This window comes from Methanobacterium aggregans, from assembly GCF_017874455.1.
Classification (GTDB): Archaea; Methanobacteriota; Methanobacteria; order Methanobacteriales; family Methanobacteriaceae; genus Methanobacterium_C; species Methanobacterium_C aggregans.
In genome coordinates, this window is the sequence record NZ_JAGGLN010000004.1 from 287,982 (window position 1) to 313,053 (window position 25,072).

Genomic DNA, 25,072 nt, shown 5'->3' on the forward strand with positions numbered 1-25,072 from the left:
AACTTATTTTTCTATTTTTTCTGATTCAGAACTTCAGGTATGAAATCTGCTACCTGACTTGCAGTGAAGCTGAACCCATAGCCCTCCTGTGCCAGGTCTCCAGCCCTTCCATTTATGTAGGCCCCCAGGTACGCTGATTCAAAGGCATCATGGCCCTGTGCCATCAATCCCCCAATGAGTCCTGCAAGAACATCTCCCGTACCTCCAACAGTCATTCCAGGATTACCTGTTGCATTCAACCTTACTTTATTACCATTTGAGATGACATCAACGGCACCCTTGAGGACAACAACTGCTCCTGAATTTTTTGAAACCCCTAAAACCATGTTCATCCTGTCTTCGAGGCTTTGAGGCACATCCGATCCAAAAAATGATTTAAATTCTGCCTTATGAGGTGTTAGAACAATTTCGGTACCATTCTGCACCGATTTTAGAATGGTATCAATATCAATGAGTTTAAGGGCATCTGCATCAATAACCACGGGGTTTTGAACCTTCTGGACGAGTTCGTTTAGTGCATCTCCTGTTTCATCTGCCCTTCCTATTCCACACCCAATTACCATGGAATCTGCATTTTCTGAAAGCTTCAGGATTTCATCAACATTTTCAGGAGTTACAAAATCCGTTACTGGTGTGTTTGAAAGAGTTCTAACGATTACATCTGGAGAGTAGGATCTTATTACATCAGATACTGCTTTTGGAGAGGCTAAAACTGCTATGTCCACACCTGATCTCATTGAAGCAGACGCTGCAAGTGCAGGAGCACCAGAATAATCTGCACTACCACCAATAATAAGGACTCGTCCGTTCTGTCCCTTATGAGAGTTTTCTGACCTTTTTTGAATTCTCAGCATGTCCCCGGGGCCTGTGAATATCTCTACTTCAGGAGGTATTCCAATGTCACATACATGGACATTACCAACATGTTCAATACTTGCATTTTTAAGGCCTTTCTTGGCCCTGTGGAAGGTTACTGTGATGTCTGGAACAACTGATTTGTGATGAACCTCACCAGTCAAGGGGTCAAGGCCGGTTGGAACATCAACAGCAATTTTAATGCCATTTGAAGCATTTATAACATCCACTGCAGTGGAAACAGGTTCTCTGAGCTTTCCCCTGACACCGGTTCCAAGGATGGCGTCCACCATAACACCAGAATCAAGCTTTTTAAGGTTTGAAGAATCTTCAATCACCTGAATCTTCAGAGGACGCAACCCCCTGGTGATCTTCTGGAGAACTTCCAGGTTTGCACGTGCCTCTTGGGATTTTATCCTTGAAGGATGGCTTAAAAGTATCACATTAACTTCAAATCCCTTGTTTAAAAGGTAGCGTGCAGCCACAAATCCATCACCACCGTTTCCACCGTTACCTGCAAATATAACAGTTTTACATGGCTCTGAGATTTTAGATATTACCTCTGCAAGGCATTTGCCTGCATTTTCCATTAGTGAAAGTTTAGGTATTCCCATAGCCTCTGCATTGGCATCAATAACCATCATGTTCTTTGGAGTCATTTTATCACTACTTATAAATTATAAAACAGATGATATTTAATAATAACCTTAAGACCGGGCTTAAAAAATGAATACTTATCCTTGAACGAAATCGTTCCAAGAACCGTATTTTCAGGGGCCTGTTTTCCTACAATGTCTTATAAATTACATTGAACTCATAAAAATTAAAAATATCAGTTTTTAAGGACACATTGAATGTAAGAGAATTAAAAAAGAATGGTGATCCTTTGAACCCCCTAGAACTGCACATTCTACCAAAAGAGGAAGACATTCCCCCAATCCCTTACAGAATGATGCTTTATGCTTTAACTGCAGTTAGTGGACTTGTGGTTTATGGGATTATTGGCTCAATTTACATCATGGGTTTGAACCCAATCAACGCTCTTTATTTTACAGTTATAACCATAGCAACAGTAGGTTATGGTGATATCAGCCCTGTAACACCACTTCAAAGACTTTTTGTGGTTACACTCGTTCTTGGAGGGGTTGGTATACTTGCATATGCATTTACATTAACAATAACGGTGGTTACAATGGCAGTTGAAGAAATAACATCTGGAGCTAAGCAGAGGAGAATGATCGCTGGGACAAAGGACCATTTCGTGCTCTGCGGTTATGGAAGGGTGGGCAATGCCGTCCATAAAGAGCTTAAAAAAAGGAATAGAAACGTTATAATCATTGAAAAGGATAAAAAGATCGTTGAAAAGGAACTGTGGAATGATCCAGAAGTTCTGGCTATTCCTGGAGATGCCACTGACGAAACAGTTATGATAGATGCTGGACTCAAAAGGGCAAGGGGAGTTATAATAACCACTGGAGAAGATGTGGACAACCTTTTCATAACCTTAACTGCACGTGAAATACATCCTGAAATATGGATAGTGACTAGGGCCAGTAAAAAAGAAAATATCCGAAGACTTTACCGTTCTGGGGCAGATAAAGTCATATCTCCTGAAACAAGCGGTGCAGAGGACATATATTTTGCTGCAATGGAACCAACCATCATGAAGATCACAACCATGCACGGAGTCAGGGATATAAAACGAGAATCTGAGATCATACTGAAACATGGCTGCACCCTTGAAAACATAGAGTACCACCTGCCAGAGTTCAAGGAACCACTGGCAAGAAAGATCGGAATATCGGAAATCAGCGAACTTAACAGATTTTTAGAGAGTTTAGAACGTGAAAATACCCGTAAAAAATCTCTGGAAAAGATATATGAATCTGTGAGCGGAATACACTCCCACTGGATATCAGGACCAACAAAGGAAAGCCTTGAAGCAGTTGCAAATGAACTTAAAAGGGAGGGACTTCTGCTTGGAGTGAACCTTGATGAAGAAGAGATAAAGGAAGCAGCCAGGAAGCATGGCAGACTGGTTGAGGTTATTTTCAAACCAGAGATGAAAATAACAGAAACCCATGATGTCAGGGATATAAGGGAAGAAGCTGAAATCATCCTGAAACACAAATGCACCCTTGAGGATATAGAATATTATCTTCCTGGTTTTCATGAACCACTGAAGAGGAAAGTGGGTTTGTCCAAGATCGAAGAGATGAACAGGTTTCTGAAAAAACTGGAAATGGACTCAAACAGAATGGAATCACTTGAAAGGCTTTACACCCTTTCTGGAGGCGGGATACATTCCCACACCATCTCAGGTCCTGACACCACCAGTCTTGCTGAGGTAGAAAAAGAATTGAAGAAAAAAGGGTTCCTATTAGGGGTTAACCTTAGCCAAAAGGAGATAATCAGGAAGATCAAAGAATACGGGCGCGTTAATGAGATCCTTCTAAGGCACAAACCCAGTGAAACCGATGACAAAAAGATCATAATAGATCTGGGCGGCAGGATACTGGATTCAAAACACTACCTCCCTGGATTGAGACAGGTGGTTTCAAGAAAACTCTACATCAAAGATAAAGAAGACCTTAAGAGGTGTGAGGAAGAATACAAGAAACCTGATGCCAGAAGATCCCTTGAAACTCTTTCCCACATCTCAAGAAATGTTCACAGCCACACAGTATCCGCAAGGGATGTCGAGGCTAGCAAAAAAATAGCTAAAGCCCTTGCTAAAACAGGAATGCTCCTCGGAGTTGACCTGCCTGAAGAGAAGATCTGGGAAATTGTGGAGAGCGAAGAGATTGAAAAGTTCTGCATAGAATGATCTCTTGAATAATTCAAATAAACACCCAAAAAACACTTATTTTTTTAATTGATACTATTTTTAATATTATTTTCATTAAAAATCAGTTTATAATGTAAATTATCGTAAAAACTTTATAAAAATGGGATATTAAAATAGGCAAAAAATACTGAAAAATAAATGAAAAGAAATGAAAAGGTTTCAAAGCATTTAAAATATTATAAAAAAAATTATAAAGATTTTATTAAATTTTATGCTGAAAGGCCTTAGAAAAGGTCTTGAAGCTTTATCTGGTATTTACCGAGGTTTCCACCGAAGTTACCGGCACTGATCTGTATAACACCATTTACTTTGGTTGCTGCTTCTATACCTGCTTTCATTGCTGCTTTGACTGCTTCTTCATCCACACCGTCTATAACTATCTCGTAAACTCCGTCAACGTTTTCTGGGATATCGCATCCTTCAACATCACCCTTGAGTGTTACGCACATTTTTTCGTTGGTGGATGCATTGAGGAACTTGTACTTGTTTGAACCTACTTTGGAACCTGAAGCAACTATTCCACCCGGAAATGGAGTTATAGCACCAGGTACTGCTTTAATAGCATCTACTGCTGCATCTGCAGCTAAAAGTCCTGCAGGCTGGTTTTCAGCAAGTATGAAAAGGTTTCCACCTGCAACTCCTGCTTTTACTCCGAGTTCTGACTCAACTAAGAAGTCTCCTGACATGAGTGGGATTGAGTGGATTTTTCTTCCCTGGATGTCTAATATTTTTTCGTACCCGTCACCGTAGAATTTGAGTTTGTGACCTGTTTTGAATTTTTCATCGGGTTCTTCCATTGCATCGAAAACAGCTGTTGTTGCTGCTGTGAGTATGCACATTCCAATACGTTCAAGGAGCTCATGGTCAAGTTTTTTCTTGTCCATGTTGCAGATCATGATGATGTAGCCTGGCCTTCCGTCAGGTGTTTCCTGTGGAGGTACGTAACAGTCTATTCCTGCCTCTGCCGGACATCCGATAACGGATGTTCCGTAGCCTGTAGCTTCCACAGCTGCTACTTTTGCCAGTTTTTTGGTTGCTGCAGTTATAAGAATTCTGGATGTCTGTATGCCGAATGCTTCTGCAAAGTTATCTTCTATTTCCACGCCGTTTATTTCCATGATTATCACCGACTTGATGTATGAGAAGAAAAGTTATAAATTTTTCCATTTGATTTTTTCAATCTGAAAGATGAAATTTTCAATCCATCTAACCATAGAAACGAAATTGCGACCAGTATAACTTAAAAAAAGTGAATAGATAAAGAATTGATGCCTAAAAAACTTAAAAAGGCTTTAAAATATGATCAATGGATTTTTGATCCATAATCAATGAAAACGTCAATAAATTCTTGAATTAAAAATTAAGGCATTGTAAATTAGATTAAATAATGGGATGAATGTTTCTTATCATATTTCCTCAGAAACCTTGTCCATAACCCCTGTTCCAAAGTATGGTAGTAACAGCATCCCTATAACTGAGGTCATCCAGAAGGATATGAGCCTCTCAACTAGGGTTGCAGCTGCACTCACAGAAGGAGGTATACCTGCAATGGAATACATCAATATCATTATGCCATCAACAGCCCCTAAACCTCCAGGTAAAAGAGGTATCATTCCAATCAACGTTGCTATTACAAAAACAACCGCTATAACTCCTGGAGAAACCTGAACACCAAAGGCTGAAAAGACCAGGTAAACCCTCATTATCTCAAAGAGCCATATAACAAAGGAGAGCGGCAGGCCGTACATCAGAACGTTTCTGTTTTTTATCATGGACTTGATGCTGTCCTGAAAGTTGGACAATGCCTTTAAAGCTTTATTTTCAATGTTGCTGTGCTCTTTTCTGGAGAACCTTTTTATAACCCTCACAAGCCACATGGTTATCTTTTTTCCAGCACCTTCATCTATGCACATGTAGATGATGATGAAAAATACTGCAAGGAGCAGTATGAGAGAGATTATAAGTGCTGAAATTGTCAGTTCAGATAGTTTCAGGTAAAATACCGAGTAGGTTATTGAGAAAATTGCAAGCACCACAAATGGAAACGTGTCAAGACCCCTATCAGCCACCACAGTTGCAAAAGCGTTTTCCATTGGTGATTTGGAATATTTACCAAGTATGTATGCCCTTACTGGTTCTCCACCCCCCCTTCCGCTTGGGGTTAGGTTGTTTATTGCAAGGCCCACCATGAGCATTGGTAATATATGCCTTTTTTTAGCAAATATGTTAAGGGATTTAATGGTTATATCCCATCTTAAGGTCCAAAGACCATATATTACCAGTTGTACAATGATTGCAAGGGCCACATACCATGGATTTGCAAGTGCAATTGCACTTTCAACTTCTCCCGGCCCTATAAATAATACCATCACGGCAAGTATTCCAATTCCAACTAAAAATAGTGCAAGAGTTTTATACTTCATTATAATCCCTTTAATTCCAATGGTAAGTTAATATTAATCTTGAATTGGTTTGATGTTAATTTAACAGAGTTTAGTTAATTTAACAGAGTTTATTTTTGATAAGAATTTTAATAAGACCTGATTGTTGATATTCGATTACAGATTTAAGCTTCTTTCTGGTAGTGTGAAGATGTTGAATCTGTTGAAATATCAAAAAATTACACCATGAAATTTAATATTTGGGTGAACTTGTATTTAAATGAATTATTGGATGACCATGCAATTGAGTATCAAACTGGAATTTAAAGATAAATGAGTTCATGGCTCAGAGTATCTGGATCCATGATTACAACGGTTCTATCACCTGAAACATAGCCACAAACTTCTCCAGGATTAACAACCAGTGTTTCACCATTTATTATCTCAGGTTTATGGCTGTGTCCCCTTACAACAACATCGTACAATCCACTTTTAGCCAGGGAATTCACAATTGCTTCTTCCATTCCATGGATAACTGCAAATTTTCTACTGGAAACTGAAACTTCCCTGAAATCTTTGAGGATGCACAGATCCCTGTAGGCAGTTCTCAGGCCTTCCCTCTCACCATCGTTGTTTCCAAAAACTGCAACAAATTTTGCGTTTAGTTTCTGGAATTCTCTGGCTGTAAAGGGGGCTATTAAATCACCAGCATGGATAACCAGTTCAACTTTCTCCCTGTTGAATAATTGAACCGCATCTCTAATTGCATCAAGATTATCATGGGTGTCTGCCATTATACCCATCATGAAAATCCTCCTTGATCCATCTGTACCGTTAATGAAGCTATTTAAGTCCTTAATTATGTATTTAAAGTGAATAGGATTTAAGATTAAATGGATTAAAATAATTAATTGTTAAAATAATTGGTTTGGGCTTGTCAGATAAAACCCAATGAAATCCCTATGAGTTAGGTTCCAAGTATTATGTAAATTATACCCAGCACTATCCCTAAAACTCCACCCCAAACTCTGTATTTTTGTTCCATTCCGCCAAGCAGCGCTATCACACCTGCAATTATCATAAGGATACCTGCAAGGTAGAGAAGTATTCCCGTTAAGAAGCTGATTATTGCAGGGTTGAAGATCATTGCAAATGCCAATATCAGTGTTATAAATCCAAGTATCACGTTCAGGATTCCAACTGTTTTACTGGAATCCATTTCCATTAATCCTGCAATTAAGAACCATATTGCAAGTATGAGAACTGCAAATCCTACAAGCACACTTACGGCTACAAAACCTGCAAGTGGGAATGCAATGATTATCAATCCAAGTAGTATATGGCTAAAAGCCCTGTGATCATATTTTTCATTTAATTACCCCCATAATTTTCCAACAAGCCTCCAGCACCAATTATTATAATAATATTCATATTAATCCCCATATTAATTTTACGATAATTTTTTTAGGATATTAAAGAAATTTTAGGGAAATAAATATTAAAAACCCCATAAAAATGGTTTAATAAAAAAATAAACTGTAATTAAGTTATATAATGCTGAAAAAACCTAAAAATGGTTTATATTTAACCTAGGGATCATGAATTAACAAGTTCTGAAAACCCCCATTGAAGTATGTACAATAAATTTAATCTCAAAAATAAGGATTATTCATACTTCACAGCGTTTCCAACAACACTGACCATGAGTGTTTTTCCCTTGATGCCACCAACACTGCTGTAATCTATCTGCACCTCTAAAACCGCGTTTGCACCCACGGAACTTGCTTCTTCATCCATTATTTTCAGGGCATTTATAACTGCTTTTTCAAGTTTCCTCTCATAGTTTACATCACCTGAAATTTTTTTCAAAGTCCCAACATCTTCTTCATCAGCAGCCATAATCGATTCTCCATTCACAAGTCCCATATACTCAACTACACGTTTCCCCTGAATATCAGGAGTGTTAATGAGAAGTGTGTTCCATTTTTCAGATTCAAGAGTTCCAATATCCTTTTCTTCAGGAACATCCACTTTGCCCTGAATTTTATTAACAGCCCGGGCCATTAAATCCCCTAAATAACCAAGTGCATAGGTCAAAGCTCCAAGGAAAACCACGAATATGAGATAATTAATGAGTATTGGGAATGCTGCCTGTACTGCAAGGGCCAGACCACCTAGTGTGAAGAGGTTGAGTGTTATTGGGTTTGCAGGAAACACCCATCCAAAAACGTTAATACTAATAAACAGTACTATTGCACTTATGGCTCCTGTTGAGTTACCATGCTTACTTTTTGCTATGTAGGTTTCTACAAATCCTGCTATAAGTGGTGATACTACGTATGCAATGTTGAATCCGAATATTGTAAGATGTCCATATACACATATTGCAACTGAAAGAAATCCCACAGCCGAACCAATAATAACAGCAAATATTGCCCAGCGTTTATTTTTTATGTTCTCTAGCTTAATTTTCTTTAATGAAGATGAAAAAAGATTTTTATCCATTGGAACCGCCTTTCTCTAAATTTTTTTTATATGAATGTTACTTAAACCCATCTCTTTTGGCAGCTTTTTACCAAAAAAAATGTGCAAGTTTTCATCCACTGATCTTTCAGTTATTTACGCTTTTACTCATATTTCACAGCAGTTCCAGTTACCGTTACCATTATGGTGTTTCCCATGGTCCCACCAAGGTTGTTGTACTTTATACGTAGAGCTATAACGGCATTTGCACCTTTAGATTCAGCTTTTTTTTCCATACTTTCCAGAGCCAGGTTTCTTGCCTTTTTAAGTTCCTCTTCGTAGGCTGAAGTTCTTCCACCCACAACATCCCTGACTCCTGAAAAAAGGTCTTTGTAGACGTTTGCACCTAACAATGATTCACCTGTAACCAGTCCAAAGTATTCAACGATTTTTTTACCTTCTATATTCGGTGTGGTTAGTATCAACATTGAATTTCCCCCATTAATATGATGTATTGATTTGTTTTTATAAATGGGGGTTAATACACTTAACTCAAGATCTTGAAAACCCAGCTTAAAAAAAATAAGAAATAAAAAAATTAATATTTAAAAGGGGTATCACTGGTTTACTTGAACGTCCTGTGCTCACGATCCAGTTCATCCGGGATTCCATCTCTAAAAATAACGGCTGCCTAACACCGTAGCACTCTTGTTAATAGTAAAAAGCTCCATAAACTTGAGTTACACTGCTATCAAGCACAGAATTGCTGTCTGTAGATATTTTCAATTCTGTGGTTGGTTTGGTGTTCATATGGAGTGGAATCGTTAAACATGCAAAAATTCCAAAAACAAATATCAAAACAGTAAAAGATCTGTTCTTAATATTTTATCACCACTCATTCAATAGTACAGAATTTTGTATCCTCCCAATCATATATAAGATTTTTCAAATTAATATTAACTATGGATGGGAAGAGAATCTTTTTCCCCTTAAAAAGTCTTTAATAGAGTTATAACCCACTTAAACATCCAAGAATATTTGAATGCATTTCACTTTTTTTGCAAAGGTATATATACCATTATGATAAATGGTAGTTAAGGCCATTTATGGCTGAATTAGGAAGTGATGAATTGTTCGGAAATAATTACGATAGAAATGATAGCTACGAAAGTAGAGAAAATTCATCTCCTGTTAACGTAGGAGAAGAACACGAAGTTAAAATTGAAGACGTTGGAAGAGACGGAGACGGAATCGCACGTATAGAGGGTTTTGTTATATTTGTAACAGGCGCAAAAGTGGGCGAAGAAGTTAAAATCAAAATTAACTCAACCAGAAGGAACTTTGCCTTCGCAGAAATAGTCGAATAGACTAAATCTTTGAATTAGGAAATTTTTATTCTTGAAAATTGTAAGTTTTATAAAATTTTAAATTTTCATGAATATTTCTATTTATTTTTAAAAATTTATTTTTAAAGAATTACTTTTAATAAACCATATTTCATATTTCTAATTATCATTTTACAAATTAAACCCTACTTTCAGGTTTTACATTATATTTTCATTTTAAAACAATCAAGACGTTAATTTAACATTAAAATCTCTTTTTATTACGCGGCTCACAGTTTCTTTCATTGGATTTAACCATTTAATATCTTTTAAGGAAATCTTTAAAAAATCCCAATTTCTATTTATCCAAGGGTTCCATGGATCATTACCTTGAAAAGCCTTTCATTAACTTATCATAGTAATGTTAACTGAATCTTCATGTATAATAAGTTAGAAAACCTAAATATTAACTAGAAACAATCAAATACATGGAGGTTCTAAAAATGGATATAGTGACTACTTTTATCATAGGTATAATAATTTTAATCATACTTGGTCTTTCAATTAGGATAGTTAACCAATATGAAAGGGGAGTAGTTTTCCGTCTGGGAAAGGTTATAGGGCTTAAACAGCCAGGACTTAGACTTATAATCCCCCTCGTGGACAAAATGGTTAAAGTTTCCCTGCGTATCGTGACCATGCCAATCCCTGCCCAGCGAATCATAACCAAAGACAACGTTTCTGTGGATATTGCTGCAGTGGCCTACTTCAAGGTTATTGATGCCCTGAACTCGGTTATAGTGATTGAAAACTACAACAGAGCAGTTAACCAGATAGCTCAAACCACGGTGAGGAGTGTTATAGGACAGTTTTCCCTGGATGAGGTCTTATCAGACACACCAAAGATAAACGAAAAGATCAAAGAGATCATAGACTCCCACAGTGAACCATGGGGTATAAAAGTCACGGCTGTTGAAATAAAAGACATAAAACTGCCTGAGACAATGAAAAGGGCAATAGCAAAACAGGCCGAAGCTGAAAGGGAAAAAAGAGCCAAGATCATCACATCGGAGGGTGAATTCGAATCTGCTGCTAAACTTGGAGACGCTGCAGACATCATTCAAAGCCATCCAGTAGCACTTCAACTCCGTAACCTGCAGGTTTTAAGTGAAATAGCAGTTGAAAAGAACTCCACAATAGTTTTCCCAGCTCAGCTCATGACAACCATACAAGAAATTAAGGAATTCATGGCCCAGGAAACTTTGAAGAACGATAAAAAGTGAACAAAGATTATTAAGAGTTAATTCTCTTAAATTCTTAGATCACTTTAAATATTATTTTTTTAAAAAATAGATCTGGAGAAGGTAGAGGGCCTGAAAAGATACATAAAATAGATATATGAAACTCTTAAATTGTATGAAACTAACTTTATTTCATTAAAAAATCTCCATTTTCTAATTTTTATTAAGTTTTTACCTTAAATAGAATGTTTATTAAACCAAAATTTTATATTAAAAAAATACCATCATAATAATGATACAATGAGAGGCTACCTTAGAAAGAGAGATTTTTTTGTTATATTCCAAAACCTTGGAACTGTGATGGAAGGTACAGGCGTTGTTGTTCTTATACCCCTGATCGTTGCACTCATCTACAACGAACAAACTTATCTGGGTTTTTTAGTGCCGGCATTACTTTCACTTTCCCTAGGTTACGTGCTCAAACGTTTCTCTGGTGATGATACCCAACTCAAACTCAAACATGGAATGCTAATAGCTGCTCTGGCCTGGCTCTGGGCAGCGTTTATAGGAAGTCTCTGTCTTTTTTATTCAACAGATATAAGTTTCCTTGATGCTTACTTTGAGAGCATGTCTGCATGGACAGGCAGTGGTCTGACCATGTACAGCAACGTGGAAATACTCCCAAGATCAGTTTTGTTTTTAAGAAGCCTTGAACAGTGGGTTGGAGGGCTTGGAGTAGTGATTGTAGTTATAGGCATACTTATAAGGCCTGGAACTGCTGCTGCAAGACTCTACAAGGCAGAAGCTCGTGATGAGAAAATAAAGCCCAGTATAGTCAACACAGTTAAAACCATATGGTGGATATATCTCTTCTACACCATCCTTGGAATAACCCTGTACATCATTGCAGGTATGCCAATATTCGATGCAATCAACAACTGTTTCACAAACCTTTCCACAGGAGGTATGTCCATTAAAAACGACAACATCGGAGCCTACCACAGCACATGGATATACATCATAACAATGGTACTGATGATACTTGGAGGTACAAGCTTCCTTGTACACTACAAAGCCATTAAAGGAAAGTTAATTGATGTTTTGAAGGACATACAGTTTCAGGCCATGATAATTATAGTTGCAGTCTTTTCTATACTCTTAATACTCTACGGAAATTTATCTGATATTAACTCTGTTTTTTACGTTATTTCTGCCCTGAGCTGTACCGGTTCAAACACCCTACCCAACAGTGTGATGGCCAACTGGACAGACTACGTGAAGATCATACTGGCAGCTTGTATGATAATTGGTATGTCTGCAGGTTCAACAACAGGTGCAGTGAAACTCATAAGGGTTGTTACGCTTGTAAAGGGTGTTTACTGGGATATTGTGAAGGTGGTGTCCCCTGAAGGCTCTGTAATTCCAAGGAAGATATCTGGAAAATCCGTTAAAGATGCAGAGATAAAAGAGGCTGGGAGTTACGTATTCCTGTACTTCTTCTGCATACTGGTAAGCTGGCTTGTTTTCACCAAGTATGGCTACGGTGGAGTGGATTCATTCTTTGAAATTGCATCTGCACAGGGAAACGTTGGCCTTTCTGTGGGGATAACATCTGCAACCATGCCTAGGCTCCCTGAGGTGTTCATGATCATGAACATGTGGATTGGAAGGATCGAGATCATTCCTGCAATCGTGCTCTTGAAGGTTGGAATTGATCTATTCAAAAGACTTTAATATCTGAAGTCCAAAGTTTAGATATAAAAATTTTTTATTCAACTATTTGAGGATTAGGGCCAATATTGAATTTTATTAATTTTACAATAGATTTAGAGATCCAATAGCCCAAAAAAAATCAATAATAAGTTAAAAGGTGTAATTATTATGTACGTAGTTATAATGGGCAGCGGAAGAGTGGGGCTGAGTCTTGCAGCTTCACTGGTCAGCGGAGGCCATGATATCACAATTATTGAGAATGATGCAAATCTCTGCAGCGATGCAGCCAGTGAAATGGATGCACTGGTAATATGTGGAAATGGAACAGATGTAAAAACCCTTGAAGAAGCCAATATAAATGATGCAGATGTTTTTGTTGCAGCAACAGGAAACGATGAGGTTAATCTGCTTTCATGCATACTGGTGAAGGAGTACAACCTGAAAAAGATAATTGCAAGGGTCAGTAACCCCGATCATGAGGAGGCCTTCCGGAAGGTGGGTATAGATGATGTTATAAGTCCAGAACTTACAGCAGCAAGCTATCTTGAAAAGGTGATAACGCGGCCTAAGATCGCAGATCTCATAGTTATCGGAAAGGGAAATGCAGAGATACTGGATATAAGAGTTACAAACGACAAGGCAGTTGGTAAAAGAATAGGAGATCTCAGCCCAACCAACAATTACATTATAAATGCTATATACAAGGATGGAGAAATAACAATTCCTAAAGAGGATGTTGTACTTGCAAGGGGAGATAGAATCTTCGTTCTTGTTAAAAGTCCTGCAGTGAAGGCAACAACCAAACTATTCACAAAATGAGGGATTGTAATGTCTTCAACAAGGATCTGCGTTACACAAACCAAAGAGCTAATCAAAAAGGTTTTAATAATTCCAGTACCAAAACAGATACCATGGATTTGATAACTCATTTCATTGTTCCCTACGCAATTTTAACTTTGATGAAAAGTAAAAATCGGCTTGAAGGAGCATTGGGTGGGATAGCACCTGATTTTGATGTTTTAATTGCAGGTATTGGAATAATTTTCCCTGAACTTTTTGTTTTCAGCCACAGGGGAATTACCCATTCATTTCTATTCGGTTTTGTAACTGTGGTGATCTTCCTCTACTTGGTATCAAGAAAGCCTGTGAAGGAAACTATGAGTCATGTAATAAAAAGAGATTTTAATGTTAATTTCACTAAAACAACTGTTTTAGTTGCTTATTTTGGAGTTTTAACCCATTTATTCCTTGATTTTTTAACTAGCAAGGGCATTCCTCTTTTTTATCCATTCATTCTTAACAGGTTCAGTGCAGAGCTTTATTCCTCCCTTGATTTTGTGACGATCTGTCTGGCACTGGCTGTTATCATTGTTCTCTATCTTAAAGTGGATTCAAGATATAAAAACATGGCTTTAGCAGGATTTGTTATTGTTCTCATTATCTTCGGTGGTGTGAGGGCCTATGAAAAGATGGATGTCCTGGGTGAGGCCCAGAATTTCAGTGCCAGCTACACCAACATAACTGCTTATCCCTCATCGGATATGTTCTCATGGTACCTGGTTGAGAACAGCCCGGATAAATCAGTTTACAGATCTTTCAAATTCAACAACCTCAACAAAGGAGTTTCAGAAACTTTAACAGCTAAAACCATCTCTATAAGCAATGGATCCTACCAGGCAGGGTTGGATGCCGTTAAAGAAGCTAATTCAACTGCAGCGGTTCAAAGGTTCAAATGGAATGCATTCTACCCATTTGTAAATGCTAAAGGTTCAAAAGAAGGATGGAATGTAACCTACTTTGATATCGTGCCTTCCTACAACAACCAGAACATTACAGTTTATGTTTCAGGGATTTAAAAAACCAAAGAATAATATTTGAACTATTTTATTTAATTCTAGATATTTATATGGTTTTAATATCATGGAAATTATCTAAAAATAGGTTCATTATTTTAAATTTATTTTAAAATCTTTTAAGAAAATATTAAAAGAAATTTAATGAGTTGCATTTGATCTAACCTCTTTAAAACATCTTAGCCATGTCAAATGCCATTTTTATGTGTCTTGAGCCTTGAGATGTGCAGGGACCGTGTCCTGGAAGCAGGTACTTAACATCCAGTTTGCTCAGTTTCTCAAGAGAATTCTGCATGTCATTCACATCCCCCCCAATGTCCGTACGTCCAAAACCTCCACCTGCAAAGACTGTGTCACCGGAAATGAGTGTTTCACCATTATAGAGGCATATTCCCCCCTTAGTGTGGCCCGGAGTGTGTAGAACCGTGAAATCATGAATTTTATCTCCTTCTTCAAGTTTTTTGTCCACCTTCATTCCTTCAATGGACCCACCGAACATGGACGCCACAGTTGCCTCGTCATCTCCACGTTCAAATGATTCAACATCATCTGAGTGCATTGCAACTTCCAGGTTGAAGCATCTGTTACCACCTGTGTGGTCGTAGTGGTTGTGGGTGTTCACGATTAAGGAGAGATCATCAGGATTTATTCCGGCCTTTTTAATGGAATCTTTGATGTATCCCATGTTTTCTCCAGTTCCTGTGTCAACTACGACATCTTCAAAAATGTAGATATTTGAATCATAGCCTCTTCCTTCTATCATTAGGATGTTGTTGATTTTTTTCAAAAATATCACCTGAGAGTTAGTGATGTTAAAAATAAGAACAAATTTGGCTGTAAAAAAGTTTTAATTATAAAAAGTGGGGTCACCGGGATTTGAACCCAGATCCTAGGATTTCTCTTGTCTCAGTACTCCAATCGGTCATCATACCTTCCTCAGTGTGCGCACTTTCTTCAAAGACAACTGGAGTCCCAGATGATAGCCAGGTTACACTATGACCCCTTTCTGGAAAATCTATGTATTGTACGTTCTAAAAAAATTTCTTAGAACATTTAGAGCCAAGGGAGAGATTTGAACTCCCGTGTAATGGATCTGCAGTCCACCGCTTCGCCTCTAAGCTACCTTGGCTTATTAGTAAGGTTACTTTTTGTTGATATTTAAACCTTACGGAATGATTATTATGGATCTTGTAAATTATGTGTCAAAGGGATTGAGGTGTAACATACAGGAACTTCCAATTAATGGCCTGGAGTTTAACCACAATCTGAATTCTTCAATCAACTATGACTATCTGACCTGCACATACCTGTGGAGGATAAGATTCCATTATTGGGCCTGAAAATTGAATTTCAACCTTCTGTCCAGGTTTAAAGTTATTAAATGAGGAAGATGTCTGTTTATTTCCCTGCTTCTTAAATATTTGAGTTTCATTGGTTACTATTACAGAAACGTTCCCATGTTGGTTACCATCTGTAATCACACCATCAACCAGAATTGAATTTGATGATGTTAAATCTTGCATTTGGTCGTTTTGACACACACCAACGATTTTTCCATCCATATCTGAAGGAGTATCGCCTGTTGCATAAAAAACTCCATATATAACCCCTAAAAACATTACTGATAAAAGTGCAATAAGTGTGATAACTTTCATGAATCCCACATCCTGAATTGCTTTTAAAAGGTGAATAATTAATTTTCAGGGATTCAAAGATCCCCCTATCCATCATGAACACTGTAAACAATTCTTACCTTTTAGTTTTAGATATTATATCTTATAAATTATCCTATAAACCACTATTTGAATCCCTACAACCCATGATTTATGGGATTAAACAGGCCATCAATGAAATCTAAAAGATTATATGCTTTCCAATACAGATTATTATAAAAATACCGGAGGTTAATATAATGGCTTTTGTATGGGATCCTGTATCTGTTTTGAACCTCTTCTTCTGCATAGTAATAGTCCTACTCGGATACTGGGCTTACAGGCAAAGGGAAAATTTAATTGCCATTTATATAGCCATAGGATTTGCTCTCTTCGGAATATCCCACATTGCAGTTCTACTTGGCTCCCAGAGTTCAGAGGTTTCACTCCTCGTTGTGAGAACCCTTGGATACCTGGTTGTGATCTTTGCAATGTACAAGGCAGCTTTCCAACGCTGAACATCAATCGGGAATTACAGATTAGAAGATTCACTTTCTATTTTTAACCTTTTTGTGAATCTACTTAAGATTTAAATCTTTAGAATTCCTTTTTCAATACTTCATGTTTGCTCACGGTAGTTTTAAAGAGTTCATGGAACACAAGGGGTAGATCCCTTTCTAAACCCTTTAAACCTTCTTCTGTAATGCCTCCAGGAGTTGCAACCCGTGATAGAATTTCTTCAACAGCCATGTTCTCCTCATGCAAAAGTTTTGAAGTTCCATAAAATGTTTTCATGACCATATCCTCTGCTTCTTGTTTGGAAATTCCACTTATCTTGGATCCTGCCTCTGCGAACTTCCTAAGGATCAGGGCCATGAATGCCGGGGAACAGCTGGTGAGATTGGTTGCAACTTCCAGATCTGCTTCATCAACAACCTTAACATCCCCCAGGGCTCCAAATATTTTATCCACAAATTTAGCATCTTCTGTACTGACCTCTTGGCTGTGGCAGACCAGGGAAACTCCTTCACCCACCTCTGAAGTTATTGAGGGTATGACTTTACTCAGCTTTTCTGGAAAAACACTGCCAATATCATCCAGGGTTAAACCAGCAGATATGTAGATGATGTGAACATCTTCCATGATTTGTCCCCTTATTTCTTCCATAACTCCCTTAACATCAGCAGTACCTACAAATAGGAATATTTTATGACATTTTTGGGTTAAATCAATATTATTATCAGCTATTTTAATTTCAGGGTAATGTTTCTTCAGATCCTTTAATTTGGACTTTGTTCTCGTTGATATTACCATTTCCCCAGGCTTTAGAACATTTGAAGATAAAATTCCCCTTATTATCATGCTTCCCATACTTCCGTAGCCTATAAAACCTATTTTTTTCAATTAAATCCTCCAGTTATCGTTTTTAAAATATGCAACTACTTAATACCGTAACCCCTGAAGAAGTTGTAGAAGAAGGTTCCACCAGGTTCAGCTGTTTTGTAGAGATCCTTTATTCCCCTGTTCCATGTTTTAATATTGATCATACCTTTTTCAATGGCCTGATCCTTCACACCTTCCACCATTGCAATGATGGTTTTTTTTATGAACCCATCAACAAGTTCTGGCCTGTTTGAATCAACATAAACAATTTTAGGGGAAATTTCAACATTTCTGAATCCTGAATCATTTAAGAGAGGATGTAACTCCCTTCCAATCATGGGATTTCCGTTGTAATCTCTTTGACTCTGTACAAGACAGCCCCATACCCTCACAGCTTCCTCTGTTTCAGGATGGAAGTAGCAAGAACCATGATCACCTTCAATCACAGTTATGGATCCTCCCCTTTTTAAAACCCTTTTCAAGCTCTGAAGGGCAACTTCCGGGTTTTGAAGGTGCTCAAGAACGAAACACACAAAGACATGATCAAAGCTGTTTTCTGGAAAAGGCAGGTTCATGATGTCTGCCTGCTTAAAATTCACATTGGAAATACCTTCAGATCTTATAAGGGATTCTGCATGACTCAATGATTCCCTTGAAATATCTATTGAAGTTATTTCAGCTTCAGGACTGTTTTTAGCCAGTGCAATTGTTTGGGCCCCAACTCCACATCCTGCTTCTAGAACCCTGCTTCCTGAAGGGTAAGCTGTGCCGGAATGCAGTATCCCTGTCAGAGTATCAGCTTGATCAGCTAGCCTTAAGGCTTCTCTATTTGAATAACCATGCACATATTCCATACTAACCCCCCCCCCTTAGATCCGTGCCTCTGAAAGTTTCTCCATAACTTCGTCAACATTTTCAGCATCATTGAAGGATTTCACAACTGATTCAACTGGTTCTGAGTATATCCCAGGGTAATCCACCTCACCCGTGTGTGAAACTGGGAATGCAAGTTTTTCCCCATCCATTGAAAACTGGGCATCAACATCCTCCCTGTTACCCCTGGCATCCAGCCTGTACCAGTCACCATCAAGAAGTACGGCGTTGAGTCCATGAAGGACGTAACCACCTTCATGGGTGAGTGTCTGATAGCAGAAACCAGTTGGCACCCCTAAGAATCGGAGCATTGCAGCCAGAAGGTTGGATTTTGCAAAGCAAATCCCCTGACATTTCCTTAAAACTTCTGATGCTCTGAAAGTTAGTATCTGCCCCCCAATATCCAGTGAATGTGGCACTTCATCCCTTACAAATTCGTAAACCGTATTAACTGTTTCAAATTGATTTTCGGAGTGTTGAGATAGTTCCAATGCTTTTTTTTGGATATCTTCATCAGAGTAGTTCAGGATTTCAGAATCCCTCAAATAATCCTTTACATTGTTGTTCATCTGTTTAAGCTGCAAATTTATGACCTTCCCATCGATTTTTAATTAGTTTTTTTAATATTTTTTTATAGTATAAATTCTAAAATTTAATAAAATAAATTGTATGATTAAACTAAGGTTTTTATTTCATTTTTGAGGCTGGAACGATTACGTGCTGCTCGTCATCTCTTCAATTAACCCAATCAACTCTCCAGGTTTTCTGGTTGAAAATATGAATTCCTGAAATCTGCCCCTTTTAAGTGATAGTGCCACTCTTGGAGTCTGTGGAACTGTGTATGCAAGTCTTCGTTTCCCATGGGACTTCTCAAATCGTATACCCCATCCACCGTAGGTCCACAAAGGTGATTCGTCTTCCCAGCCCCTTTCAATATCTTCCCAGGGAATCCTGTGTTTCACAACACCGAAACCTGTTGACAAAAATTCTGGAGTCAGTTCAATGGTCATTACCCTGAAGTTAATGGTTAAAAAGAGAAAAATAACCGTTAAAACAATTAGAACCCATGTTGGTGCGGGGTAGTCTCCAAGTGGGCCCACGAAGATCTGGTAGAACATCATGAACATGAAGAATGCTGTGACGAACGCAAAAAGAATTGTTGTCCATTTTGAGGCTATTTTTTCCCCATAAAGTGTGTTTGAGTCCATTTAATCAACCTCTGATTTTATATGAAGTTATTCTAGAGAAAATTTTAGGGAAATCTTTCACTTAAATATACGATACTTGAGGAGTAATGTGTCGTTTTTCAGTTTCTCAAGGTCCATTAGGAAAACTGGTATTGTGGCATCGTCTGATTCCAGGTCAGGTGCCTGGTAAATGGATGATGGGGACGTTCCCCCCACAAGCTCGGGGTGGATGAGAACGTGGACTTCATCAACAAGGCCCTCCCTGATGAGAACTCCGTTGAGGATGCCCCCACTGTCAACCCTCACCGATTTCACTCCGAATTGGGTGTTGAGTTCCTCAAGTGCAAAGCCTAGATCAACCTTCTCGTATCCTATGATCATGTACTTCACGTAGCGTTCATCCAGAAAGTCCAGGTACTCCTGGGGAGTGGATCTTGAGCATAAAACAAGGATGTCCCTGATGTAGGGCATTTCACGGACCTTGCTCCAGATTCTTACCTGCCCCCTGCTGTCTGGAACCACTAAAATGGGCCTTTCATCTGCTGGATCAACCTCTCTGGGTTTGAAATCTTCTTCATCCTCAGGACAGCCATGGAAGGGCCGGGCTTCGAATCCAGTCAGCACAGTTTCACTTCCCATTAGAACCGCATCAACCTTCAATCTGGAAGCAAGTTCATAGTACAACTCTGAATCTGCATTAAATCCAGTTGTACGGCCGTCAAGGCTTACTGCATTGTAGATTATGACCTTTGGTAGCATTTTGCACCCCACTCCTTTTTACAAATAGCACCTTCAGTGAATTGAAGGTTCCTTGAATGAATTATTAGAATGAATTGATTATTGTATTTTTTGTGAGCTTTCCCTTGGAATCAATGGAAAATGGTTTTATGCTACAAAAACAGAGGTAATATTAATAATTTCAGTTGTATGTAATAGTTTTATCCAAACCGGAGGGATGAATTTGATGGTTAACACAAATTTAGGGTGTGATTTTCCATGTGAGGATGTTGAACACAACTGGACAATCCCCAAAATAGATTTAGACCCTGAAAAAGTTAAGATCGTTGTTGTATCTGAAGCACCTCCTCTTGATGAAAAAGATTACTACTACAGTCATGAGAGCTTTTTTCAAAGTACAACATGCACTGCATTTGGAGATGCAGGATACTCCCTTCAAAATTTTGAGGAACTGGTTGAAAAGGGAATATACTTCACCACTGCAATTAAATGTCCTAAGAAAAATTACAATGTCAAAGCCCAAACCCTGAAAAATTGTTCAATGATTTTAGAAAAAGAACTGTCCCAGTTTCCCAATGTATCCGTTATTATGTGCATGGGGGACTTTGCAATTAAATGCATCAACTACATAACAAAGAAAAGGAATGGTAAGAGGGTTATTCCCCAGGGTTCAACCTACAAGTTACGATCCAATGATTATATCATGGACTCAATTCTTTACGTGCCTTCCTACACTCAGACAGGTCCTTCTTTCAACATCGAAAAAAGTAAAAGGAATATGATAGCTGAAGACATAAGAAAGGCAATGAAATATGCAAAAATAAGTTAATTAAACCTTATAATTCTTATGTGAGTCATTTATCATAGTTTGAGGGGTGATCTGACTGAAATCAGATCTTCAACATCACTTAAGTCTGTTTCTGACGTGACATTGATATAAATCCATTTCCCCTCATGTATTGGTTCTGTATCCACAATGACCTTCATTGTATCTGGTTCAAGGTCCAGTTCCATGGCTTTTTCAACCTCTTTCCCGTTGAGGATGATCTGAACTATGAACTCACCACTTCCAGGGTACATGGAGACCAGAACCCTTCCTGATTTACGGTACCTCAAGGCCCATCCAAAGTTCTTACCGTAGAACTTGAGTTCACCTGAAATTTTGTAGTTATCCTCAATGAATTCCCTTAAATCATCCCACAATGGTTTAACTGATAATAAAGCTTCAAAGATTTCATCTTCAGAGGGTTCATGGATTTTTTCTGTGAAAATTCCTTTACTCATTTAATCTACCTCATTTCTGATTTATCATGGCTATTGAATTGTAAATATGATTTTTAGGATAAGGAGATTATTTTTAAAAATATCTCCTTTTATTTTCTAATCAAATCATTCAAATCTGTAAAATCATACAATAAACCATTATCATCAAGTTCCATGAGATTATCCTCTTTAATATGGTTCAGAGAGTTCTTCATGGCTTTGAGACTTGAGTATATTAGGAGTGTTGGTAGACTCACCCTTTCAACTCCCAGATCCTCAAGATCAGTTATTGAGAAGTTTTTTATGTTGTAGGGCATGGCTGCAGCCACACTTAATGGGCCTTTAACCTCTTTTTTAAGGGTTTTGACCTCTTCAAGTGTTTCAACATAGGTTGCAAAGGTTAGATCTGCACCGGCGTCGAGGTACTGGTTTGCACGTTCTGCTGCAAGGTTCAGAGCATCTTCCCTGTTATCCATTGATTTCAGTGCATCGGTACGGGCATTGATGATAAAATCAGGGTTTTCAGATTCTGTTGTTTCCTTTGCAGTCTGGATCTTCTCCACCATGGCATCTGAACTGATTATGTTTACACCATCTTTTCCATCCAGTACCTGGTCTTCAAGGTTCAGACCTGCAACACCCCTATCCATGAACTGGAGAACTGTTTCTTTCACCACCTTTGCATCCCCATATCCATCCTCAGCATCGGCCATAACAGGGACATCAACGGTTTCCACTATTCTGCGAGTTATTTCCAAGTTTTCATTCCTTGAGATATCCATTTCCTTTGGCCTTGCTGCTGTAATTGAGAAGCTGTAACCTGAACACTGCACCGCCTTGAAGCCTGCCATCTCTACTAGACGGGCACTTACTGGATCATAGGCATCTGGCATTATCAGGGTTTCTTCAGAGTTTAAAAGTTCTTTGAGTCTTTTACTTTTCTTCATAAAAACACCATAGTTGATTTAAAGATTGGTAACAGATTAGAGTTCTGCTATAACCAGCATTTCAAGGTCTTCAGTGGTTAAAACATCATCTCTACTGAAATTTCCAATTTTACAACCAAATATTTTAATATTACTGAAATTAAGAGTTTTAAGCAGCCATGAAATCTCAGAAGGAACGTAGTAGCGTTCGTTGCATTCTAAAACCTTTAAATTTCCATCATCATCCTCGATCTCCATGTTTGATATATTCCGGAAGCTCATGAGATCGAATGAGTTGTCAAAACTACCATCCTCCCTGTTGGATTCTATAAACTCTTTAACAGAATGATACAATGGAAAGAGCCCGTTTAAGGTTGTGAATATGAATTTTCCATCCTTTTTTAATGCTTTGGCCGCATTTTTCAGAATTTCAAAGTTCATCTCATCTGTTTCCATCAATGGGAATGCACCTTCACACAGCATGATGGCCAGGTCAAACTCCTGTTCAAATGGCAGGTTTCTGGCATCTGCAATCTGGAAATCAATATTTAAACCCGCGGTTTCAGCTTTTTCCATGGCTTTTTTGATCATGGAACCTGAAAGGTCAACTCCTGTGACGCTGTAGCCACGTTTTGTGAGTTCTATGGCGTGTCTACCAGTTCCACAGCCAATGTCCAGAATTCTGCAGTTTTTATCATGATTGATTTCCTTTTCAATGAAATCAACTTCCCCAAGGGTTCCCTGGGTGTAGATTTCCTTTTCATAGGTGTCAGCGTAATTTAAAAATAGTTCTTCGTACCATTGCTTCATAGATTAACCCCCGATATGAGTAGTTGTCCTTTATCCATTATCTTAAATATTTTAACAAATTAAATCAAACTGAGAATCCACTTTAATAGATTCTAGTTAAAAAAGATCATCCCCGCTCTGATGGTCGAATGCAGGGTGTAGATCAAAACGTACCACTCCAACCAATGCTTTATCCTTCACAGCCCTGGTAATTCTGGCTGTTCCTTCGTTTCCAAATCCAGCACATAGTTCAATGGCTGTAACCCCTTCTGCTACCAGTTTTAGGGCAACTTCTTCTGCTTCGTCGTAGTTTTTCACTCCAACCACAGAAAGTTCAACAACTGGTGAATCAATTACTGCGCTGTGTTTGTTAAAATCGTTTTCAGGTGCAACAAATATGAATGCGGCTTTAGTTGACATGATCTTATTATTTAATCAACATGTGCTAAATAATCTTACTCCATATCAAATTGTACCTTACACGATCTAGCCTGCTATTCCGGGGCATTAATAGGTAAATGCTCTATGTCAATCACAGGGCAACATGGAATTAGCCCATTATCTGAACTCTGGCAGCACTTCCTCCCTGTAGAATTCTATGAATTCATCCTGATTGGGACCTATCTGATGAATACATATATAATCGAATCCTGCTTCAATGGTTCTTTGGATCTTGTCCATATGTTTCTGGGGATCAGAGCTGCAGAGCGTGCTTTCAGCTATGTCTTCCAGTTTCACATTTTCAGCAAGCTGTTCAAAGTGGGTTTGGGTTGGGATTTCCCAGCTTAAATCACTTTTAAAGGGCATTATGGGCCAGTATTCATAAACAGTGTCTACTGCATCATCATCATTTTCTGCCCAGCAAAGTGAAATTTCAGATAAACAATGTTTACTTTCCCCTCCAGATACATTGAATACATCTACCAACTCTTTTTTCTCACCTATGGCTATTAAACCATCTCCTATTATCCCAGCGGTTTCAGCTGCGATTGCACCGTTGGCAGCAACGAATATTGGAGGTAATTTCTCGGGTAAGGTGTGAATCTGTGCATTCACAACCCTGTAATACATGCCCTCATAATCCTGCATTCCACCTTTCCACAGGGTTTGAATGATATCCACAGCCTCTTCCAGCATTTCTATCCTTACAGGAGCTGAAGGCCAAACATCACCGAGGATGTGTTCGTTTAAGTTTTCCCCAGAACCTACACCTAAAATAAACCTACCCTGTAACATTTCAGCGGCTGTAGCAGCAGCTTGAGCTATGATAGCAGGGTGTATTCTTACAGTTGGGCAGGTTACACCCGTGGTTATGATTAATTTTTCTGTTACCTGAGATATGCCCCCTAGGGTACACCATACAAAGGGACTCTGACCCTGCTTGTTGATCCATGGATGGTAATGGTCTGAGATGGAAGCAAAATCAAATCCTGCATCTTCAGCATGCTTGGCGTATCGAACCAGATCTAATGGGCTGTGGAGTTCGCTGCTGAGTTTATATCCAATTTTAACCATATATACACCTCCTTTTTATCAAAAAGAATTTTTAAAAAATCGTTGCATAAAGAGAGGGGAAATGGAA

27 protein-coding genes and 2 tRNA genes are annotated in these 25,072 nt (G+C 38.3%); 8 read left to right on the forward strand and 21 right to left on the reverse strand.

Annotated elements, in window-relative coordinates; translation table 11 throughout:
- Positions 1-11: 11 nt before the first annotated feature.
- On the reverse strand, positions 12-1,514 hold the full coding sequence (locus tag J2756_RS08145) for an NAD(P)H-hydrate dehydratase (protein WP_209584464.1): 1,503 nt from the start codon (positions 1,512-1,514) through the stop codon (positions 12-14).
- A 290-nt stretch (positions 1,515-1,804) separates the two neighbouring features.
- Between J2756_RS08145 and J2756_RS08150 the strand changes: the two genes are divergently transcribed.
- The gene (locus J2756_RS08150) at positions 1,805-3,682 is read left to right on the forward strand and encodes a 3H domain-containing protein (protein ID WP_209584553.1); all 1,878 of its coding nucleotides are present in this window, start codon (positions 1,805-1,807) and stop codon (positions 3,680-3,682) included.
- 245 nt (positions 3,683-3,927) lie between these two features.
- Here the strand turns inward: J2756_RS08150 and fhcD are convergent, their stop codons facing one another.
- From fhcD to J2756_RS08180, 6 genes are all read right to left on the reverse strand, one after another.
- Positions 3,928-4,821, reverse strand: coding sequence for a formylmethanofuran--tetrahydromethanopterin N-formyltransferase (fhcD, locus tag J2756_RS08155; RefSeq protein ID WP_209584467.1), 894 nt, complete (start codon positions 4,819-4,821; stop codon positions 3,928-3,930).
- A 288-nt stretch (positions 4,822-5,109) separates the two neighbouring features.
- Positions 5,110-6,126 (reverse strand): UPF0104 family protein, encoded by a 1,017-nt coding sequence (locus tag J2756_RS08160; protein ID WP_209584468.1) that lies wholly within the window; start codon positions 6,124-6,126, stop codon positions 5,110-5,112.
- Positions 6,127-6,407: 281 nt separating this feature from the next.
- Positions 6,408-6,890 (reverse strand): metallophosphoesterase, encoded by a 483-nt coding sequence (locus J2756_RS08165; protein WP_209584471.1) that lies wholly within the window; start codon positions 6,888-6,890, stop codon positions 6,408-6,410.
- Between the two features lie 161 nt (positions 6,891-7,051).
- Positions 7,052-7,411 carry a DUF308 domain-containing protein gene (locus J2756_RS08170; RefSeq protein WP_245315989.1) on the reverse strand — a complete coding sequence of 120 codons (360 nt, stop codon included), beginning with the start codon at positions 7,409-7,411 and terminating at the stop codon, positions 7,052-7,054.
- Positions 7,412-7,749: 338 nt separating this feature from the next.
- Positions 7,750-8,589, reverse strand: a complete 840-nt coding sequence (locus tag J2756_RS08175) for a YbjQ family protein (RefSeq protein ID WP_209584473.1) — start codon at positions 8,587-8,589, stop codon at positions 7,750-7,752.
- 122 nt (positions 8,590-8,711) lie between these two features.
- On the reverse strand, positions 8,712-9,035 hold the full coding sequence (locus tag J2756_RS08180; protein ID WP_209584474.1) for a YbjQ family protein: 324 nt from the start codon (positions 9,033-9,035) through the stop codon (positions 8,712-8,714).
- 642 nt (positions 9,036-9,677) lie between these two features.
- On the opposite strand from J2756_RS08180, the gene J2756_RS08185 reads away from it, so the two are divergent.
- The 5 genes from J2756_RS08185 to J2756_RS08205 all read left to right on the forward strand — a co-directional run bounded on the left by J2756_RS08185 (position 9,678) and on the right by J2756_RS08205 (position 14,682).
- Positions 9,678-9,914, forward strand: coding sequence for a TRAM domain-containing protein (locus J2756_RS08185; RefSeq protein ID WP_209584554.1), 237 nt, complete (start codon positions 9,678-9,680; stop codon positions 9,912-9,914).
- Positions 9,915-10,375: 461 nt separating this feature from the next.
- Complete coding sequence (locus J2756_RS08190) at positions 10,376-11,155, forward strand: slipin family protein (protein ID WP_209584475.1); 780 nt, start codon at positions 10,376-10,378, stop codon at positions 11,153-11,155.
- Between the two features lie 258 nt (positions 11,156-11,413).
- Entirely contained in the window at positions 11,414-12,847 is a 1,434-nt protein-coding gene (locus J2756_RS08195) for a TrkH family potassium uptake protein (RefSeq protein WP_209584476.1), read from the forward strand.
- 147 nt (positions 12,848-12,994) lie between these two features.
- Entirely contained in the window at positions 12,995-13,645 is a 651-nt protein-coding gene (locus tag J2756_RS08200; protein WP_209584480.1) for a potassium channel family protein, read from the forward strand.
- A 92-nt stretch (positions 13,646-13,737) separates the two neighbouring features.
- Positions 13,738-14,682: a metal-dependent hydrolase gene (locus J2756_RS08205; RefSeq protein ID WP_209584482.1), complete on the forward strand. Its 945-nt coding sequence runs from the start codon at positions 13,738-13,740 to the stop codon at positions 14,680-14,682.
- A gap of 166 nt (positions 14,683-14,848) precedes the next feature.
- Here the strand turns inward: J2756_RS08205 and J2756_RS08210 are convergent, their stop codons facing one another.
- From J2756_RS08210 to J2756_RS08225, 4 genes are all read right to left on the reverse strand, one after another.
- Positions 14,849-15,466 (reverse strand): MBL fold metallo-hydrolase, encoded by a 618-nt coding sequence (locus J2756_RS08210; RefSeq protein ID WP_245315990.1) that lies wholly within the window; start codon positions 15,464-15,466, stop codon positions 14,849-14,851.
- Positions 15,467-15,540: 74 nt separating this feature from the next.
- Positions 15,541-15,682 (reverse strand) — tRNA-Trp (locus J2756_RS08215).
- Between the two features lie 54 nt (positions 15,683-15,736).
- Positions 15,737-15,808, reverse strand: a tRNA-Cys gene (locus tag J2756_RS08220).
- Between the two features lie 145 nt (positions 15,809-15,953).
- Complete coding sequence (locus J2756_RS08225) at positions 15,954-16,334, reverse strand: DUF3221 domain-containing protein (RefSeq protein ID WP_209584484.1); 381 nt, start codon at positions 16,332-16,334, stop codon at positions 15,954-15,956.
- 257 nt (positions 16,335-16,591) lie between these two features.
- Between J2756_RS08225 and J2756_RS08230 the strand changes: the two genes are divergently transcribed.
- A complete protein-coding gene (locus J2756_RS08230; RefSeq protein WP_209584486.1) occupies positions 16,592-16,849 on the forward strand; it encodes a hypothetical protein in 258 nt (85 codons plus the stop codon).
- A gap of 79 nt (positions 16,850-16,928) precedes the next feature.
- On the opposite strand, the gene J2756_RS08235 is transcribed toward J2756_RS08230, so the two are convergent.
- The 5 genes from J2756_RS08235 to J2756_RS08255 all read right to left on the reverse strand — a co-directional run bounded on the left by J2756_RS08235 (position 16,929) and on the right by J2756_RS08255 (position 20,533).
- The gene (locus J2756_RS08235) at positions 16,929-17,735 is read right to left on the reverse strand and encodes a pyrroline-5-carboxylate reductase dimerization domain-containing protein (RefSeq protein WP_209584488.1); all 807 of its coding nucleotides are present in this window, start codon (positions 17,733-17,735) and stop codon (positions 16,929-16,931) included.
- Between the two features lie 35 nt (positions 17,736-17,770).
- A complete protein-coding gene (locus J2756_RS08240) occupies positions 17,771-18,568 on the reverse strand; it encodes a class I SAM-dependent methyltransferase (protein WP_209584490.1) in 798 nt (265 codons plus the stop codon).
- 15 nt (positions 18,569-18,583) lie between these two features.
- The gene (locus J2756_RS08245) at positions 18,584-19,171 is read right to left on the reverse strand and encodes a transglutaminase-like domain-containing protein (protein WP_209584491.1); all 588 of its coding nucleotides are present in this window, start codon (positions 19,169-19,171) and stop codon (positions 18,584-18,586) included.
- Positions 19,172-19,300: 129 nt separating this feature from the next.
- A complete protein-coding gene (locus J2756_RS08250; RefSeq protein ID WP_209584493.1) occupies positions 19,301-19,795 on the reverse strand; it encodes a hypothetical protein in 495 nt (164 codons plus the stop codon).
- Between the two features lie 57 nt (positions 19,796-19,852).
- Complete coding sequence (locus J2756_RS08255) at positions 19,853-20,533, reverse strand: RibD family protein (RefSeq protein WP_209584495.1); 681 nt, start codon at positions 20,531-20,533, stop codon at positions 19,853-19,855.
- 205 nt (positions 20,534-20,738) lie between these two features.
- Between J2756_RS08255 and J2756_RS08260 the strand changes: the two genes are divergently transcribed.
- On the forward strand, positions 20,739-21,341 hold the full coding sequence (locus J2756_RS08260) for a uracil-DNA glycosylase family protein (protein WP_245315999.1): 603 nt from the start codon (positions 20,739-20,741) through the stop codon (positions 21,339-21,341).
- Positions 21,342-21,373: 32 nt separating this feature from the next.
- Here J2756_RS08260 and J2756_RS08265 read toward each other — a convergent pair whose 3' ends face one another.
- The 5 genes from J2756_RS08265 to J2756_RS08285 form a co-directional block, all read right to left on the reverse strand.
- Positions 21,374-21,796, reverse strand: a complete 423-nt coding sequence (locus tag J2756_RS08265; protein WP_209584507.1) for a DUF3788 domain-containing protein — start codon at positions 21,794-21,796, stop codon at positions 21,374-21,376.
- A gap of 89 nt (positions 21,797-21,885) precedes the next feature.
- Positions 21,886-22,722: an isocitrate lyase/PEP mutase family protein gene (locus tag J2756_RS08270; RefSeq protein ID WP_209584508.1), complete on the reverse strand. Its 837-nt coding sequence runs from the start codon at positions 22,720-22,722 to the stop codon at positions 21,886-21,888.
- A 36-nt stretch (positions 22,723-22,758) separates the two neighbouring features.
- Positions 22,759-23,511 carry a class I SAM-dependent methyltransferase gene (locus tag J2756_RS08275; RefSeq protein ID WP_209584510.1) on the reverse strand — a complete coding sequence of 251 codons (753 nt, stop codon included), beginning with the start codon at positions 23,509-23,511 and terminating at the stop codon, positions 22,759-22,761.
- Positions 23,512-23,607: 96 nt separating this feature from the next.
- The gene (locus tag J2756_RS08280; RefSeq protein ID WP_209584512.1) at positions 23,608-23,910 is read right to left on the reverse strand and encodes a DUF6506 family protein; all 303 of its coding nucleotides are present in this window, start codon (positions 23,908-23,910) and stop codon (positions 23,608-23,610) included.
- A 138-nt stretch (positions 23,911-24,048) separates the two neighbouring features.
- Positions 24,049-25,005, reverse strand: a complete 957-nt coding sequence (locus J2756_RS08285) for a TIGR03557 family F420-dependent LLM class oxidoreductase (RefSeq protein WP_209584514.1) — start codon at positions 25,003-25,005, stop codon at positions 24,049-24,051.
- Positions 25,006-25,072: the final 67 nt, after the last annotated feature.